General features: G+C 72.1%; 12 protein-coding genes. 11 read left to right on the forward strand and 1 reads right to left on the reverse strand.

Annotation, left to right across the window (positions count from 1 at the left end; all coding sequences use genetic code 11):
* Positions 1-50: 50 nt before the first annotated feature.
* The 9 genes from leuS to ACFV46_RS01490 all read left to right on the forward strand — a co-directional run bounded on the left by leuS (position 51) and on the right by ACFV46_RS01490 (position 11263).
* Positions 51-2924, forward strand: coding sequence for a leucine--tRNA ligase (gene leuS, locus ACFV46_RS01450; RefSeq protein WP_385496674.1), 2874 nt, complete (start codon positions 51-53; stop codon positions 2922-2924).
* 132 nt (positions 2925-3056) lie between these two features.
* A complete protein-coding gene (locus ACFV46_RS01455) occupies positions 3057-3821 on the forward strand; it encodes a hypothetical protein (protein ID WP_361923881.1) in 765 nt (254 codons plus the stop codon).
* 90 nt (positions 3822-3911) lie between these two features.
* Positions 3912-4757, forward strand: coding sequence for a DegV family protein (locus ACFV46_RS01460; protein ID WP_361923879.1), 846 nt, complete (start codon positions 3912-3914; stop codon positions 4755-4757).
* Positions 4758-4879: 122 nt separating this feature from the next.
* Positions 4880-5923, forward strand: a complete 1044-nt coding sequence (locus ACFV46_RS01465; RefSeq protein WP_385496675.1) for a helix-hairpin-helix domain-containing protein — start codon at positions 4880-4882, stop codon at positions 5921-5923.
* Entirely contained in the window at positions 5920-8520 is a 2601-nt protein-coding gene (locus ACFV46_RS01470; RefSeq protein WP_385496676.1) for a ComEC/Rec2 family competence protein, read from the forward strand. Before ACFV46_RS01465 ends, ACFV46_RS01470 begins: the two co-directional genes overlap by 4 nt.
* Before the next feature lie 4 nt (positions 8521-8524).
* Positions 8525-9373 (forward strand): arylamine N-acetyltransferase, encoded by an 849-nt coding sequence (locus ACFV46_RS01475; protein WP_385496677.1) that lies wholly within the window; start codon positions 8525-8527, stop codon positions 9371-9373.
* Between the two features lie 67 nt (positions 9374-9440).
* Positions 9441-9686 carry a hypothetical protein gene (locus tag ACFV46_RS01480; protein WP_361923872.1) on the forward strand — a complete coding sequence of 82 codons (246 nt, stop codon included), beginning with the start codon at positions 9441-9443 and terminating at the stop codon, positions 9684-9686.
* A gap of 69 nt (positions 9687-9755) precedes the next feature.
* Complete coding sequence (gene holA, locus ACFV46_RS01485; protein WP_385496678.1) at positions 9756-10745, forward strand: DNA polymerase III subunit delta; 990 nt, start codon at positions 9756-9758, stop codon at positions 10743-10745.
* A 122-nt stretch (positions 10746-10867) separates the two neighbouring features.
* Positions 10868-11263: a nuclear transport factor 2 family protein gene (locus ACFV46_RS01490; protein ID WP_361923868.1), complete on the forward strand. Its 396-nt coding sequence runs from the start codon at positions 10868-10870 to the stop codon at positions 11261-11263.
* Between the two features lie 201 nt (positions 11264-11464).
* Here the strand turns inward: ACFV46_RS01490 and rpsT are convergent, their stop codons facing one another.
* Positions 11465-11731: a 30S ribosomal protein S20 gene (gene rpsT, locus ACFV46_RS01495; RefSeq protein WP_015660447.1), complete on the reverse strand. Its 267-nt coding sequence runs from the start codon at positions 11729-11731 to the stop codon at positions 11465-11467.
* 239 nt (positions 11732-11970) lie between these two features.
* Here rpsT and lepA point away from each other — a divergent pair, with 239 nt between their 5' ends.
* Together lepA and ACFV46_RS01505 are read left to right on the forward strand one after the other, a co-directional pair.
* Complete coding sequence (gene lepA / locus ACFV46_RS01500; RefSeq protein WP_361923866.1) at positions 11971-13839, forward strand: translation elongation factor 4; 1869 nt, start codon at positions 11971-11973, stop codon at positions 13837-13839.
* A 240-nt stretch (positions 13840-14079) separates the two neighbouring features.
* The gene (locus ACFV46_RS01505) at positions 14080-15954 is read left to right on the forward strand and encodes an AMP-dependent synthetase/ligase (RefSeq protein ID WP_385496679.1); all 1875 of its coding nucleotides are present in this window, start codon (positions 14080-14082) and stop codon (positions 15952-15954) included.
* Positions 15955-15979: the final 25 nt, after the last annotated feature.

Here is a 15979-nt window from a genome sequence, read left to right on the forward strand (position 1 = left end):
CACGACAATCGCAGCCGCGGGCAGAGACGATCGATGGAGCTTTGAGGATCATGAGCGAGACGAACCCCGCTGCCGCCGCCGAGGTGGCCGCGCCGCACCGCTACACGGCTGCCCTGGCGGCCGAGATCGAGGCACGCTGGCAGGACTTCTGGGACGCCGAGGGCACGTACGCGGCTCCCAACCCCAAGGGCGACCTGGCGGGCGACCCCGAGCTGGTCGCCAGGCCCAAGAAGTTCATCATGGACATGTTCCCCTATCCGTCCGGGGCCGGCCTGCACGTCGGTCACCCGCTGGGGTACATCGCCACCGACGTCTTCGCCCGCTTCCAGCGCATGACCGGGCACAACGTCCTGCACACCCTGGGCTTCGACGCCTTCGGCCTGCCCGCCGAGCAGTACGCGGTGCAGACGGGCACGCACCCGCGTGTCTCCACCGAGGCCAACATCAAGAACATGCAGATCCAGCTGCGCCGGCTGGGCCTGGGCCACGACAAGCGCCGGTCGTTCGCCACGATCGACCCGGACTACTACAAGTGGACCCAGTGGATCTTCCTGCAGATCTTCAACTCCTGGTACGACGACGAGGCGAACAAGGCCCGGCCGATCTCGGAGCTGGTCGCCGAGTTCGAGTCGGGTGAGCGGGCCGTACCCGGCCACACGCGCGCGTGGAGCGAGCTGAGCGCCGCCGAGCGCGCCGACGTCCTGGGCGAGTACCGGCTGGCCTACGCCTCCGACGCACCGGTCAACTGGTGCCCCGGCCTGGGCACCGTGCTGGCCAACGAGGAGGTCACCGCCGACGGGCGCTCCGAGCGCGGCAACTTCCCCGTCTTCAAGGCCAAGCTGCGCCAGTGGAACATGCGCATCACCGCCTACGCCGACCGGCTGCTGGACGACCTGGACGCCCTGGACTGGCCCGAGGCGATCAAGCTGCAGCAGCGCAACTGGATCGGCCGCTCCGAGGGCGCCCGCGTCGACTTCCCGATCGACGGCGAGAACATCACCGTCTTCACCACGCGCCCCGACACCCTGTTCGGCGCCACCTACATGGTGCTGGCGCCCGAGCACCCGCTGGTCGAGAAGTTCACCCCGGACGCCTGGCCCGAGGGCACCCACGAGGTGTGGACCGGCGGCCACGCCACGCCCGCCGAGGCCGTCGCCGCCTACCGCGCGCAGGCCGCCTCCAAGTCCGACGTGGAGCGCCAGGCCGAGGCCAAGGACAAGACCGGCGTCTTCACCGGCTCGTACGCGACCAACCCGGTCAACGGCGAGAAGGTCCCCGTCTTCATCGCCGACTACGTCCTGATGGGCTACGGCACCGGCGCGATCATGGCCGTCCCGGCCCACGACTCGCGCGACTTCGCGTTCGCCCGCGCCTTCGAGCTGCCCGTCGTCTGCGTGGTCGAGCCCACCGACGGCCGCGGCACCGACCCGGCGACCTGGGACGACGCCTTCGTCTCCTACGACGCGAAGATCGTGAACTCCTCCGGCGACCGCGTCTCCCTGGACGGTCTGGGCGTCGTCGAGGCCAAGGCACGCATCACGGAGTGGCTGGAGACCGAGGGCCACGGCGAGGGCACCGTCAACTTCCGGCTGCGCGACTGGCTGTTCAGCCGCCAGCGCTACTGGGGCGAGCCCTTCCCGATCGTCTACGACGAGGACGGCATCGCCCACCCGCTGCCCGAGTCGATGCTGCCGCTGGAGCTGCCCGAGGTCGACGACTACAGCCCGCGCACCTTCGACCCGGACGACGCCGACACCCAGCCCGAGACGCCGCTGTCCCGCAACGAGGACTGGGTCAACGTCACCCTGGACCTGGGCGACGGTCCCAAGCGCTACCGGCGCGAGACCAACACCATGCCCAACTGGGCCGGCTCCTGCTGGTACGAGCTGCGCTACCTGGACCCGCACAACGACGAGCGGCTGGTCGACCCCGAGATCGAGCAGTACTGGATGGGCCCGCGTGAGGGCATGCCGCACGGCGGTGTCGACCTGTACGTCGGCGGCGCCGAGCACGCCGTGCTGCACCTGCTGTACGCCCGCTTCTGGTCCAAGGTCCTGTACGACCTGGGGCACGTCTCCTCCGCGGAGCCGTTCCACAAGCTGTTCAACCAGGGCATGATCCAGGCCTACGTCTACCGGGACGCGCGCGGGATCGCCGTACCGGCCGCCGAGGTCGAGGAGCGCGACGGCGCCTACTGGTACCAGGGCGAGAAGGTCTCCCGGCTGCTGGGCAAGATGGGCAAGTCCCTGAAGAACGCCGTCACTCCGGACGAGATCTGCGCCGAGTACGGCGCCGACACCCTGCGCCTGTACGAGATGGCCATGGGTCCGCTGGACGTGTCCCGGCCGTGGGACACGCGCGCGGTGGTCGGTCAGTTCCGGCTGCTGCAGCGCCTGTGGCGCAACGTCGTCGACGAGACCACCGGCGAGGTGACCGTCGTCGACGCCGAGCCCGACGAGGAGACGCTGCGCGCCCTGCACAAGGCGATCGACGGCGTGCGCGGGGACCTGGAGAACATGCGGTTCAACACCGCCATCGCCAAGGTCACCGAGCTGAACAACCACCTGACGAAGGCGGGCGGCGCCGTCTCCCGCTCCGTCGCCGAGGCCCTGGTGCTGATGGTGGCGCCGCTGGCGCCGCACATCGCCGAGGAGCTGTGGCGCAAGCTGGGCCACGAGGACTCCGTCGTCCACCACGACTTCCCGGTCGCCGACCCGGCCTACCTGGTGGACGACACCGTCACCTGCGTCGTCCAGATCAAGGGCAAGGTCAAGGCCCGCCTGGAGGTCGCGCCGTCGATCTCCGACGAGGACCTGGAGAAGGCCGCCCTGGCCGACGAGAAGGTCGTCGCCGCGCTGGGCGGGGCCGGCATCCGCAAGGTCGTCGTCCGCGCGCCGAAGCTGGTGAACATCGTCCCGGCGTAAGCGCCGCCGCGACGTGTCGGGGTGATCCCCTAAGGGCAGGTTCGGGGTTCCGGTGGAACTCCGGACCTGCCCGTTGCGTTTACCGTGGAGAAGCGGCGTGACACGCGTCGCGGCAGGTAGGAGGAGGAGCCCGTGGAAGCAGTGATCGCAGTCATCGCCCTGCTCTTCGTGCTCTTCGTCGCCCTCGGCGTGTTCGCCACCGTCAAGGTCGTGGGTGCCGCCAAGCGCAGCGCCGACCGGCACATCACCCAGGCCCGCCGCACCGTCGAGGACCACACCCTCAAGGCCAAGGCGTTCGGCCGCCCCGGCCCCGCGGGCGAGGTCGCCCAGCTCCGCCTCGACCTGCGCACCTCCATGCGGGCCACCCAGGAGGCGCTGGAGGCCCTCGCCGGCGAGGACGAGTCGGTCAAGGAGTCCCTCGCCCTCTTCCAGCGGCTCAGCGCCCACGGCCACGAACTGGACGGCGAGCTGCGTCGCCTGGAGTCCGAACCGGACCGCACCACGCTCGCCGCCCGGCTGCCCGGCCTGCGCGAACGCACCGAGCGCATCACGCACTCCGCCGACTCACTGCGCTGGGCGGCCCGCGACCGCGCCCGCCGCTTCGCCGACGACGACCTGGACTCCCTCAGCGCCCAGATCGACATGGAGGCCGGTGCCCTGCGGCACTGGCAGACCGACGCGTCCGATCCCTCGGCGGAGGGCTCCACCGAGCGCCCCGCGCCGCCCCCGTGGCCGCAGGCCCACGCCACGGGCTCCGCGGCGGCACCCGAGCAGACCTGGCCGGACACGCCCCGAACCCGGCAGGCCGAGGAGCCGACGAGGCCCGCCATCACGCCGCCCGCGGCCCGCCCGACGTATCCGTGGCAGAAGAAGCCCCGCCCGGAGAGCACGACTTGAGCCCGCGGCACGATCCGTTCCGGTCACGACGGCACCGGCTGAGCGGGGTCGGGCTGCCGCCCGGGCACTACGCCAGGTAACCTCCAGCTCATGTCCCGCCATGTCGCGATCGTCACCGATTCAACGGCCTACCTGCCGCCCCGGACGATGCAGCGGCACGGCATCACCGCGGTCCCCCTGACCGTGGTCCTCGGCGACCAGGCGCTCCTCGAGGGCACCGAGATCTCGACCCGTTCCCTCGCCCAGGCGTTGCAGAAGCGACGCCCCGTCACCACCTCGCGCCCCAGCCCCCAGGTCTTCGCCGAGCACTACCGCGAGGTCGCCGAGTCCGGCGCCACGGCCATCGTCTCCCTGCACCTGTCCGCCGAACTCTCCGGCACCTACGACGCCGCGGTGCTCGCGGCGCGCGAGGCGCCCGTGCCGGTACGGGTGGTGGACACCGGGATGGTCGCCATGGCCCTCGGCTTCAGCGCGCTCGCCGCCGCCGAGACGGCGGAGGCCGGCGGCACCGTGGACGAGGCCGTCACCGCCGCCGAGAAACGGGCCGGGGGGACCGCCGCCTACTTCTACGTCGACACCCTCGAATACCTGCGCCGCGGCGGCCGGATCGGCGCCGCACAGGCGCTGCTGGGCTCCGCGCTCGCGGTGAAACCCCTGCTCCAGCTGGACGAGGGCCGGATCGACCTCCTGGAGAAGGTGCGGACGGCGTCCAAGGCGATCGCCCGGCTGGAGGAGATCGCCGCCGACCGGGCGGGCGGCGCCCAGGTCGACATCGCGGTGCACCATCTCGCCGCCCACGAACGGGCGTCGGCCCTCGCGGACCGGCTCCGCACCCGGGTGCCGGGACTGGCCGACCTGCATGTCAGCGAGGTCGGCGCGGTGATCGGGGCGCACACCGGACCCGGTCTGCTGGGGGTCGTGGTCTCGCCGCGGTGACCGGCACGCGGGCCTGAGGGTGGGTCACCCGTCGGGGTGGTGTGGATATCCACAACCGGCGTCCCGTCCACGGAAATTGAGCAAGATCATCGCGGCTGCGACGAGTGCCGGATGCTCGTCGCATGGCACTTCGATCACGCACTTCGACGGGTACATCTCCGCGGGTTCGCTCCGCGCGGGTCACCAGTGGGCCCGGACGCGGCCCCGCCTCCGACGGCCGCGTCCGGCATCGGCGCGGTGCGCACGGCGGCGGCCGGGGCAGGGCGGGGCAGCGCCGGGCCTCGGCCCAGGAGCTGCGACGCCGGGCCGAGCTGATCTTCGCCGAACGGGGCGGGGATTGGCGGGAGTCGGGGACGGGGCCGCCGGAAGTGGTGGACACGGTGGCCTCCGACCTCGGCGCCGGGCCCGATGGCCCTCCTGCTCCGGGTGACCCCGGCGGGCGAGGGCTGCGGGGGAGGCTGGGGCCGGTGCTGCGGGAGCGGATGCCGGTGTGGGTGCAGGCGCGGTGCGGTCTGGAGCGGCGCAGTGTGATCGCGCTCGTCGCCCTGCTCGCCCTCGCCGCCGCCCTGGCCGTGCAGCACTTCTGGTCCGGCCGGGTGCAGCCCGTGCGGGCGCCCGAGGTGGTGCGCGCGGCGGCCTCCCACGCCGACGAGACGCGGGGCGGGGCGGCCGAGTCCGGCGCGATGACGTCCGCCGGTCCGGGTGTCGCGGGCTCGCCCGGCGCCGAGATCGTGGTGGACGTCGGCGGCAAGGTCCGTGACCCGGGTGTGCACCGGCTGCCGGCGGGCTCACGCGTCGCCGACGCTCTGCGGGCGGCCGGCGGGGTGCGGCCCGGCACGGACACGGACGGGCTGAACCAGGCCCGCTTCCTCGTGGACGGCGAGCAGGTGATCGTCGGCGCTCCGCCGGGTGCCGCCGGACCCGCCCCGGCCGTGGGGACGGGCGGCGCCGCCGGTCCCGGGGGCGCGCCCACCGCACCGGTGTCGCTCAACACGGCCACGCTGGAGCAGCTCGACACGCTGCCGGGGGTGGGGCCGGTGCTGGCCCAGCACATCATCGACCACCGCACCCGGCACGGCGGCTTCCGCTCGGTGGACGAACTGCGGGACGTGAACGGCATCGGCGACCGCCGCTTCGCCGACCTGCGGAACCTCGTACGGCCATGACGGGGGAGGGGTACGGCGGGCGGGCCGAGGGGGAGACGCGCGGAGGGCAGGCCGAGGAGGAGACGCGCCGCACCCGTGCCGCCGTGCACGCGGCGGCCGGCAGCCGGCTCGGGGCGTCCCACCCGCGCCAGGAGGGGCCGACGGATCTACGGCTGGTGCCACCCGCCCTGGCCGCCTGGGCCACGTCGGCGGTGATGCTGGACGTCGCGCCGGTGTGGGTGACCGGCACGGCGGTCGGGTGCCTGCTCGCGGCGGGTGTCCTACTGAGCCTGGCGCGGGGCCGGGCGCAGGTGGGGCTGCCCTGCCGGTCCGGCTGGCCGCGTGTGACGGTCGCCGCCGTCCTGCTCTGTGTCGCCGCGGCCGCCCTCTCCGCCGGGCTGCATGGAGCCGATCTGCGGCGCGGACCACTGCCCGGGCTCGCCGAGCGGTACGCCACGGTGATCGCCGAGGCGGAGATCACCTCCGATCCCCGGCTGTTCCGGCCCAAGGTTCGAGGCCCGGCACCGGCGCCGACCGCCGTGCTGTTCGACGCGGACGTACGGCGGGTGGAGACGCGGGACGGCAGGGCCGTGGTGACCCGGACACCGGTCCTGATGGTGGTCGACGTCGAGCGGCGGACCTCCTCCTCCACAGGGTCGCCGCCACGGGGAACCGCCGGGGACCGTCCGTCCCCCTGGCTGGCCCTGCTGCCCTCCACCCGGGTGCGGGTGACGGCCCGGGTCGTGCCGCCCTCGGAGAGCGGCGACATCGCGGCCGTGCTGCGGGTGCGGGACCCCGCGGTGCCGGAGGTCGTGGAGGAGCCGTCGGCGGCCCAGCGGCTGGCGGGGCGGTTGCGGGAGGGGCTTCGGGAGGCGACCGACGGGCTGCCCGCCGACGCCCGGGCGCTGCTGCCGGGGCTGGTCGTGGGGGACACCGCGCGGATCACCCCGGAGCTGGACCAGGCGTTCAAGGAGACCGACCTGGCGCACACGCTGGCGGTGTCCGGGAGCAACCTCACGATCATCCTCGTCCTGCTCGTCGGCCCACCCGGGCTCGCCCAGCGCGTCGAGCGCCGGGGGCTCGCACCCCGTCTCGGCCTCCCTCTGCGGACGACAGCGCTGTTCGGCGGGGCGCTCACCCTCGGGTTCGTCGTCGTGTGCCGGCCCGATCCGAGTGTGCTGCGGGCCGCGGCCTGCGGGGCGGTGACCCTGCTCGCCCTGGCCACCGGGCGCCGCCGGTCGCTGATCCCGGCGCTCGCGACCGCCGTGCTGCTGCTGGTGCTGTACGACCCGTGGCTGTCCCGCAGTTACGGCTTCCTGCTCTCCGTCCTGGCCACCGGCGCCCTGCTCACCCTCGCGCCCCGCTGGAGCGCGGCGCTGCGCGGACGCCGGGTCCCGCCGCGGCTGGCCGAGGCGCTGGCCGCCGCTGCCGCCGCGCAGGCGCTGTGCGCCCCGGTCGTGGTGGTGCTGTCGGCCCGGGTGAGCCTGGTGGCGGTGCCCTGCAACCTGCTCGCGGAGTTCGCGATCGCCCCGGCCACGGTGCTGGGGTTCGCGGCGCTGGCGATGGCTCCCTGGGCGATGCCGGTGGCGAAGGCGCTGGCCTGGTGCGCGGGGTGGCCCGCCGGGTGGATCGCGGACGTCGCCCGGACCGGTGCCGCGCTGCCCGGCGCGGGCGTGGACTGGCCGGGCAGCTGGACCGGGGCGGCACTGCTCGCCCTCGCCACGATGGCCGTGCTGCTCGCGGGGCGCCGGCTGATACGGCACCCGTGGTGGTGCGGGGCGTTCGGGGTACTGCTCGTGCTGACGGTGGTGCAGCCGCCACCGCTGACCCGGGTGGTCACGGGGTGGCCGCCGCCCGGGTGGCGGTTCGCGATGTGCGACGTCGGGCAGGGCGACGCGACGGTGCTCGCGGCGGGCGCGGGGACCGGGGTGGTCGTGGACGCGGGACCCGACCCGGTGCTGGCCGACCGGTGCCTGCGCACCCTCGGCATCACGCGGATCCCGCTGGTCGTCCTGACGCACTTCCACGCCGACCATGTGGCGGGCCTGCCCGGCGTCCTGCGCGGCCGGCAGGTCGGCGCGATCGAGACGACGGGTCACCAGGAACCGGCGGAGCAGGCGGAGTTCGTCCGGCGTGAGGCGGCGGCGCGGGGCGTCCCCGTGACGCGGGCCACCGCCGGGGAGGAGCGCCGCACCGGCGGCCTGAGCTGGCGAGTGGTGTGGCCGCCACCGGGGCCGGCGATGGTCCCGGAGGGACCGAACGACGCGAGCGTCACCTTGCTCGTGCGGTCTTCCGGCCTGCGGCTGCTGCTCCTCGGCGACCTCGAACCCCCGGCGCAACGCGCCCTGCTGAGATCGCCGGCCGGGGCTCTGCTGGGCGGGGTGGACGTGCTGAAGGTGGCCCACCACGGTTCCGCGTACCAGGATCCGGGGCTGCTGCGCCGGGTGGCGCCACGGCTCGCGCTCATCTCCGCGGGCGTGGACAACCCGTACGGGCATCCCGCCCCCGGGACGGTCGCGGCGTTGCGGGCCCAGGGCGCGGTGGTGCTGAGCACGGACCGGGACGGGGCGCTTGCGGTCACCGGTGAGGGTGCGGATCTGGCCGTCGCGGGAGACTGAGGGCATGGATTCCGTGGAGATCGATGCCTACCTGAGCCGTCTGGGGGCCGAGCGACCGGCCCGGCCCACCTCCGAGGCGCTGCGCGAGCTGCATCTGCGCCATCTGCGCACCGTGCCCTTCGAGAACCTGTCGATCCATCTCGGCGAGGAGATCGTCCTGGAGGAGAAGCGGCTGCTGGACAAGGTGGTGGGGGCCGGGCGCGGCGGGTTCTGCTACGAACTCAACGGCGCGTTCGGGGCGTTGCTCGGGGCGCTCGGCTTCGAGGTGACGCTGCTGGCGGCGCGCGTGCACGGCAAGGAGGGGAAGCTCGGCATCCCGTACGACCACATGGCGCTGAAGGTCGGGACGGCGGACGGGGGCACCTGGCTGGCGGACGTGGGCTTCGGGGCGCACAGCCACCATCCGCTGGAGCTCTACGCCCGCGACGAGCAGGTGGACCCGGCGGGGGTGTTCCGGATCACCGAGGCCGGACCGGACGCGGCGGGGGCGCGCGGCGGGGACGCGACGGCGGGAGGAGCGGAGGCGGTCGATCTGGAGGTCGTCATGGACGGCAGGCCGGAGTACCGGCTGGAGCGGCGGCCGCGGGTGCTGGCGGACTTCGTGTCCGGCGCGTGGTGGCACAGCACCTCGCCCCAGTCGCACTTCACGCAGTCGCTGGTGTGCTCGCGGGTCACGGAGGAGGGAGGACGGATCACGCTCAGCGGCCGCACGTTCAAGGAGACGGCGGCCGACGGGAGCCGCGAGGAGCGGGAGCTGGGCACGGACGAGGAGGTGCTGGAGCTCTATCGGGAACGGTTCGGCATCACCCTGGACCGGGTGCCGGTGGTCCGCGCGCCCGCCGGGAGCGGGTGACGGCCACACGGTCACGAGCCCGGGGGCCCCGGCCCCCGGCCCTCCCCGGGTGCCGGAGAATTGGCCCGTGAGCGATGTGAGACATGTGCTGGTGCTGCCCGACCGCGACGCGGCCGAGGAGGCCGCCGAGGCGCTGCGGGAGCGGTTCGGCATCGAGGAGGAGCCGCACCTGGTGCGGGACGCCCTGGCCGGGGAGGACGACGCCGAGGACGCGCAGTGGCTGCTGGTGCTTCGCGACGAGCGGGAGCGCCTCGACCCCGGGGAGCTGGACGCGTTCGCGGGGGAGTGGGAGGGCTGGCGGGAGGAGCCGTAAGCCCCAGGGGTGGGAGGCGGCCCCGGGTTCCGGCCGGCGTTGTCGTACCCCCGTGCCATGCTGTACGCGATGGCCAGGAAGAGTGCGAACGACGATCCCCTCGCCCCCGTGACCCTCGCCGTGGGTCAGGAGGAGCTGCTGCTCGACCGTGCCGTGCGGGAGGTGGTGGTCGCCGCGCGGGCCGCCGACGCCGACACGGACGTACGGGACCTCACGGCGGACCAGGTGCAGCCCGGCACGCTCGCGGAGCTGACCAGCCCGTCGCTGTTCGCGGAGCGCAAGGTCGTCGTCGTGCGGAACGCGCAGGACCTGTCGGCGGACACCGTCAAGGACGTCACGTCGTATCTGGCGTCTCCCGCCGAGGAGATCACGCTGGTCCTGCTGCACGCCGGTGGGGTCAAGGGCAAGAAGCTGCTCGACGCCGCCCGCAAGGCGGGGGCGCGTGAGGTGGCCTGCCCGAAGATGACCAAGCCGGCGGACCGGCTGGCGTTCGTCCGGCAGGAGTTCCGGGCCACCGGCAGGTCCGCCACACCCGAGGCGTGCCAGGCCCTGGTCGACTCCATCGGCAGCGATCTGCGGGAGCTGGCGTCGGCGGTGAGCCAGCTGGTCGCGGACGTCGAGGGCACCATCGACGAGGCCGTCGTCGGGCGCTACTACACGGGGCGCGCCGAGGCGTCGAGCTTCACCGTCGCCGACCGGGCCGTGGAGGGCCGGGCGGCGGAGGCACTGGAGGCGCTGCGCTGGTCGCTGTCGACCGGGGTCGCGCCCGTGCTGATCACCAGTGCGCTCGCGCAGGGCGTGCGGGCCATCGGCAAGCTGTCGTCCGCCCGTGGTGGCCGGCCCGCCGATCTGGCCCGTGAGCTGGGCATGCCGCCCTGGAAGATCGACCGGGTGCGTCAGCAGATGCGGGGGTGGACACCCGACGGTGTCGCGCTCGCGCTGCGGGCGGTCGCCGAGGCCGACGCCGGCGTGAAGGGCGGCGGGGACGACCCGGAGTACGCCTTGGAGAAGGCGGTCGTGACGATCGCCCGCGCCGCCCGTTCCCGGGGCCGCGCCTGACGCTCCACCCGCTCGCTCCTCCACTCCGAGGTACGCCCTGATCCGAACGACAGGTGTCACCGAGGCGAGGAGAATCGGGCGTATCAGCTGTTGTCGCCGGACGGTGAAAGGTGGCGATCACGATGGCTGAGCATCCGCACGCGGCTCTCGTCCGTGAGGGGTACGCGGCGTTCCAGCGCGGGGACCTGGAGACGCTGCGCGGCATGATGACCGGGGACTGTACCCACCATGTGCCCGGTTCGCACGCGCTCTCCGGGGACCACAAGGGACTCGACGCGATCTTCGACTACTACGGCCGGCTGGGGTCGGAGACCGGCGGATCGTTCCGGGTGGAACTGCGGGACGTGTTCGTCGACGGGCGCGGGCACGCCGTGTCCGCGCACCACTTCACCGCCGACCGGGGCGGCAAGCACATCGACCAGACCGGATGCATCGTCTTCCGGATCGTCGGGGACAAGATCACCGACCTCGACGAGTGCGTCGCGGACATCGACATGGCGGACGACTTCTGGAGCTGACCTGCTCCGAGGGAGCTGAGGGCACATGCCGAAGGCCCCGCCGCCCGCCCTGGGGAAGGGTGGGCGCCGGGGCCTTCGGACCGAGCTGCTGGATCCGCACCCGCGTGGCGAACGCAGGCCGCGTGCGGATCCGGGGTGCCGGACGGGAGCGGATGAGAGAGGGCCCGCTCGATTCCCTCCGGCGGTCAGATCAGGAAGATGTCAGCCCTTGAGGGACGCGACCTTCGAAGCAAGCGCCGACTTCTTGTTGGCGGCCTGGTTCTTGTGGATGACGCCCTTGGAGACGGCCTTGTCGAGCTGACGCGCGGCAGCGCGCTGGTACTCGGTGGCCTTCTCGACGTCACCCGCGGCAGCGGCCTCGCGGGCCTTGCGGATCGCGGTCTTCAGGGAGGACTTGACGGCCTTGTTGCGCAGCCGGGCCTTCTCGTTGGTCTTGATCCGCTTGATCTGGGACTTGATGTTCGCCACGAATGAGCCTTTTCAGGTTCAGGCACGGGCCAGGAGCCTCCCGAAGCGGAGACCGGTCCCGTGCCAGGTGATTTCTTGAAGGTGTGCCTCGCGCTGAGAGGGCATGAGACACAGCCACCCAGGCTACCAGTGGGCCGAAGAATGGCCCAAACCCGCTCCAGGTCGCCGCCCATGGGACCATGGAACCTACGTATCGATCCGACCCGAGGCATAAGGCGCCTCAAGAGACAGGACCCTGCGTGCCCGCGACCCCTAACAATGTGCCCGAGCCGAGCCGTACCGACCCGGCTCTGATCCGCAATTTCTGCATCATCGCGCACATCGACCACGGCAAGTCCACGCTCGCCGACCGGATGCTCCAGCTGACCGGTGTGGTCGAGCAGCGGCAGATGCGTGCTCAGTACCTCGACCGCATGGACATCGAGCGCGAGCGCGGCATCACGATCAAGTCCCAGGCGGTGCGTCTGCCGTGGGCTCCCACCCACGAACCCGGCAACACGCACATCCTCAACATGATCGACACCCCGGGGCACGTCGACTTCACCTACGAGGTCTCGCGGTCGCTCGCCGCCTGCGAGGGGACCATCCTCCTCGTCGACGCAGCCCAGGGCATCGAGGCGCAGACCCTCGCCAACCTCTACCTGGCGATGGAGAACGACCTCACGATCATCCCCGTGCTGAACAAGATCGACCTGCCGGCCGCGCAGCCCGAGAAGTTCGCCGAGGAGCTCGCCAACCTGGTCGGCTGCGACCCCGACGACGTGCTCCGGGTCTCCGCCAAGACCGGCGTCGGCGTCGACGCGCTGCTCGACAAGGTGGTCAGGGAGATCCCGGCGCCGGTCGGCGTCGCGGACGCCCCCGCCCGCGCGATGATCTTCGACTCGGTCTACGACTCCTATCGCGGTGTCGTGACGTACGTCCGTGTCATCGACGGCCAGCTCAACAAGCGCGAGCGCATCAGGATGATGTCGACCGGCGCCACCCACGAGCTGCTGGAGATCGGGACGAACTCGCCAGAGATGCTCGGCGCCGACGGCCTGGGCGTCGGTGAGGTGGGCTACCTCATCACCGGTGTGAAGGACGTCCGCCAGTCCAAGGTCGGTGACACCGTCACCAGCCAGCAGAAGGGGGCCACCGAGGCGCTCGGGGGCTACAAGGACCCCAAGCCCATGGTCTTCTCCGGCCTCTACCCGCTGGACGGCTCGGACTACCCGGAGCTGCGCGAGGCCCTGGACAAGCTGCAGCTCAACGACGCCGCCCTGGTCTACGAGCCGGAGACCTCGGCCGCCCTCGGCTTCGGCTTCCGCGTCGGCTTCCTCGGGCTGCTGCACCTGGACGTGATCCGGGAGCGGCTGGAGCGCGAGTTCGGCCTCGACCTGATCGCGACCGCGCCGAACGTGGTCTACCGGGTGGTGATGGAGGACGGCAGCGAGCACACCGTCACCAACCCGAGCGAGTTCCCCGAGGGCAAGATCAACGAGGTGTACGAGCCGGTCGTGCGGGCCACGATCCTCGCGCCGACCGAGTTCATCGGCTCGATCATGGAGCTGTGCCAGACCCGGCGCGGCACCCTGCTCGGCATGGACTACCTCTCCGAGGACCGGGTGGAGATCCGCTACACCCTGCCGCTCGCGGAGATCGTCTTCGACTTCTTCGACCAGCTGAAGTCCAAGACGCGCGGTTACGCCTCGCTGGACTACGAGCCCACCGGCGAGCAGACCTCCAGCCTGGTCAAGGTCGACATCCTGCTGCACGGCGACAAGGTGGACGCCTTCTCGGCGATCACCCACAGGGACCAGGCGTACGCCTACGGGGTCCGGCTGGTCGCCAAGCTCAAGGAGCTGATCCCGCGGCAGGCCTTCGAGGTGCCGGTCCAGGCGGCCATCGGCTCCCGGGTGATCGCCCGCGAGACCATTCGCGCCATCCGCAAGGACGTCCTCGCCAAGTGCTACGGCGGTGACATCTCCCGCAAGCGCAAGCTGCTGGAGAAGCAGAAGGAAGGCAAGAAGCGGATGAAGATGGTGGGTTCCGTGGAGGTTCCCCAGGAAGCCTTCATCGCGGTGCTGAGCAGCGATGACAGCGCGGGGTCGGGCAAGGGCAAGAAGTGACCGCGGGTAACGCAGTGTGACCCGGCAAATCGCCGCATCAGGGGGTCCGTCGTGCGAAAGCGCGACGGGCCCTTCTGTGTGCGCGTCGTGACCATTCGGAGGAAGTGACAGGGCGCAGGCTCTTACGCGGGGGGCTGTCGACCTTTAACCTGATGCCTGCTCGATAGTTACTCGCGAGTTAAACAAGCGTGAGTGGAACGTGGAACCAGCCGCACCGTCGCGGGGCCCCCGGAGGATGTCGTGAGCGACACACAGACACTGATCGAGAACCGTCCGCCGAGCGTGGCGGCCCTCTTTCTGGAGCGCGTGGCCGCCACGCCGGACGCCGAGGCGTACCGCTATCCTTCACCGCCCGCCTCCGGGGAGGGCCCGGACGACTGGAAGTCGCTGAGCTGGGCGCAGGCCGCCGAGCGCGTGCACGCCATCGCGGCCGGCCTCATCGAGCTGGGGGTGCAGCCCGAGGAGCGGGTGGCGCTCGCGTCCTCCACGCGGATCGAGTGGATCCTCGCCGACCTCGGCATCATGTGCGCCGGCGCGGCCACCACCACCGTGTACCCGCAGACCAACGCCGAGGAGTCGGCGTTCATCCTCGCCGACTCCGAGAGCCGGGTGCTGATCGCCGAGGACGCGGCGCAGGTCGCCAAGGCGCGCGAGAAGCGTGCCGAGCTGCCGCAGCTCCTCCAGGTCGTCGTGATCGACGCGGCCGGTGTGGAGACCGACGACTGGGTGATCGGCCTCGCCGAGCTGGAGGCCCGCGGCGCGGCCCGGCTGGAGAAGGAGCCCGGCCTGATCAAGCAGCGGGTCGGCGCGATCACCAAGGACCAGCTCGCCACCCTGATCTACACCTCCGGCACCACCGGCCGCCCCAAGGGCGTGCGCCTGCCGCACGACAACTGGGCGTACATGGCGAAGGCGATCGCCGCGACCGGTCTGGTCGGCGGGGACGACGTGCAGTACCTGTGGCTGCCGCTCGCGCACGTCTTCGGCAAGGTGCTCACCTCCGGCCAGATCGAGGTCGGACACGTCACCGCCGTCGACGGCCGCGTCGACAAGATCATCGAGAACCTGCCGGTCGTGAAGCCGACCTACATGGCCGCCGTGCCGCGCATCTTCGAGAAGGTCTACAACGGGGTCGCCGCCAAGGCCCGCGCGGGCGGCGGAGCCAAGTACAAGATCTTCCAGTGGGCGGCCGGTGTCGCCCGCGAGTACGCCAAGGTCACCCAGGACAACTTCCGGCGCACGGGCACCCACTCCGCGCCGTTCGGCCTGGCCACCAGGCACAAGGTCGCCGACACGCTCGTGTACGCCAAGATCCGCGAGGCCTTCGGCGGCAACCTGCGCGCCTGCGTCTCGGGCAGCGCCGCGCTCGCCCCGGAGATCGGCTACTTCTTCGCGGGTGCCGGCATCCACATCCTGGAGGGCTACGGCCTCACCGAGTCCTCCGCCGCGTCCTTCGTGAACCCCGGCGAGGCGTACCGCACCGGCACGGTCGGCAAGCCGCTGCCCGGCACCGAGGTCCGTATCGCCGACGACGGCGAGATCCTGCTGCGCGGCCCCGGCATCATGGAGGGCTACCACGGGCTGCCCGAGAAGACCGCCGAGGTCCTGGAGGCCGACGGCTGGTTCCACACCGGCGACATCGGCGAGCTGTCCCCGGACGGCTACCTGCGCATCACCGACCGCAAGAAGGACCTCATCAAGACGTCCGGCGGCAAGTACATCGCGCCCGCCGAGGTCGAGGGCCAGTTCAAGGCCGTCTGCCCCTACGTCTCGAACATCCTCGTGCACGGCGCCGACCGGAACTTCTGCACGGCGCTGATCGCGCTCGACGAGATCGCCCTGCAGGCGTGGGCCGAGGAGAACGGGCTCGGCGGCAAGCCGTACGCCGAGATCGTGGCCGCTCCGGAGACCGTCGCGATGGTCGACGCCTATGTGCGGGAGCTCAACGCCGGGCTGCAGAAGTGGCAGACGATCAAGAAGTTCCGGCTGCTGCCGCGCGACCTCGACGTGGAGCACGGCGAGATCACGCCCAGCCTGAAGCTGAAGCGCCCCGTCGTGGAGCGCGAGTACAAGGACCTCATCGAGGAGATGTACGCGGGGACGCGGGAGGCCTGACCCCTCCGGACCCTTCCCGTGGAGG

The sequence above is a fragment of the Streptomyces sp. NPDC059852 genome, assembly GCF_042731455.1.
Taxonomy (GTDB): domain Bacteria; phylum Actinomycetota; class Actinomycetes; order Streptomycetales; family Streptomycetaceae; genus Streptomyces.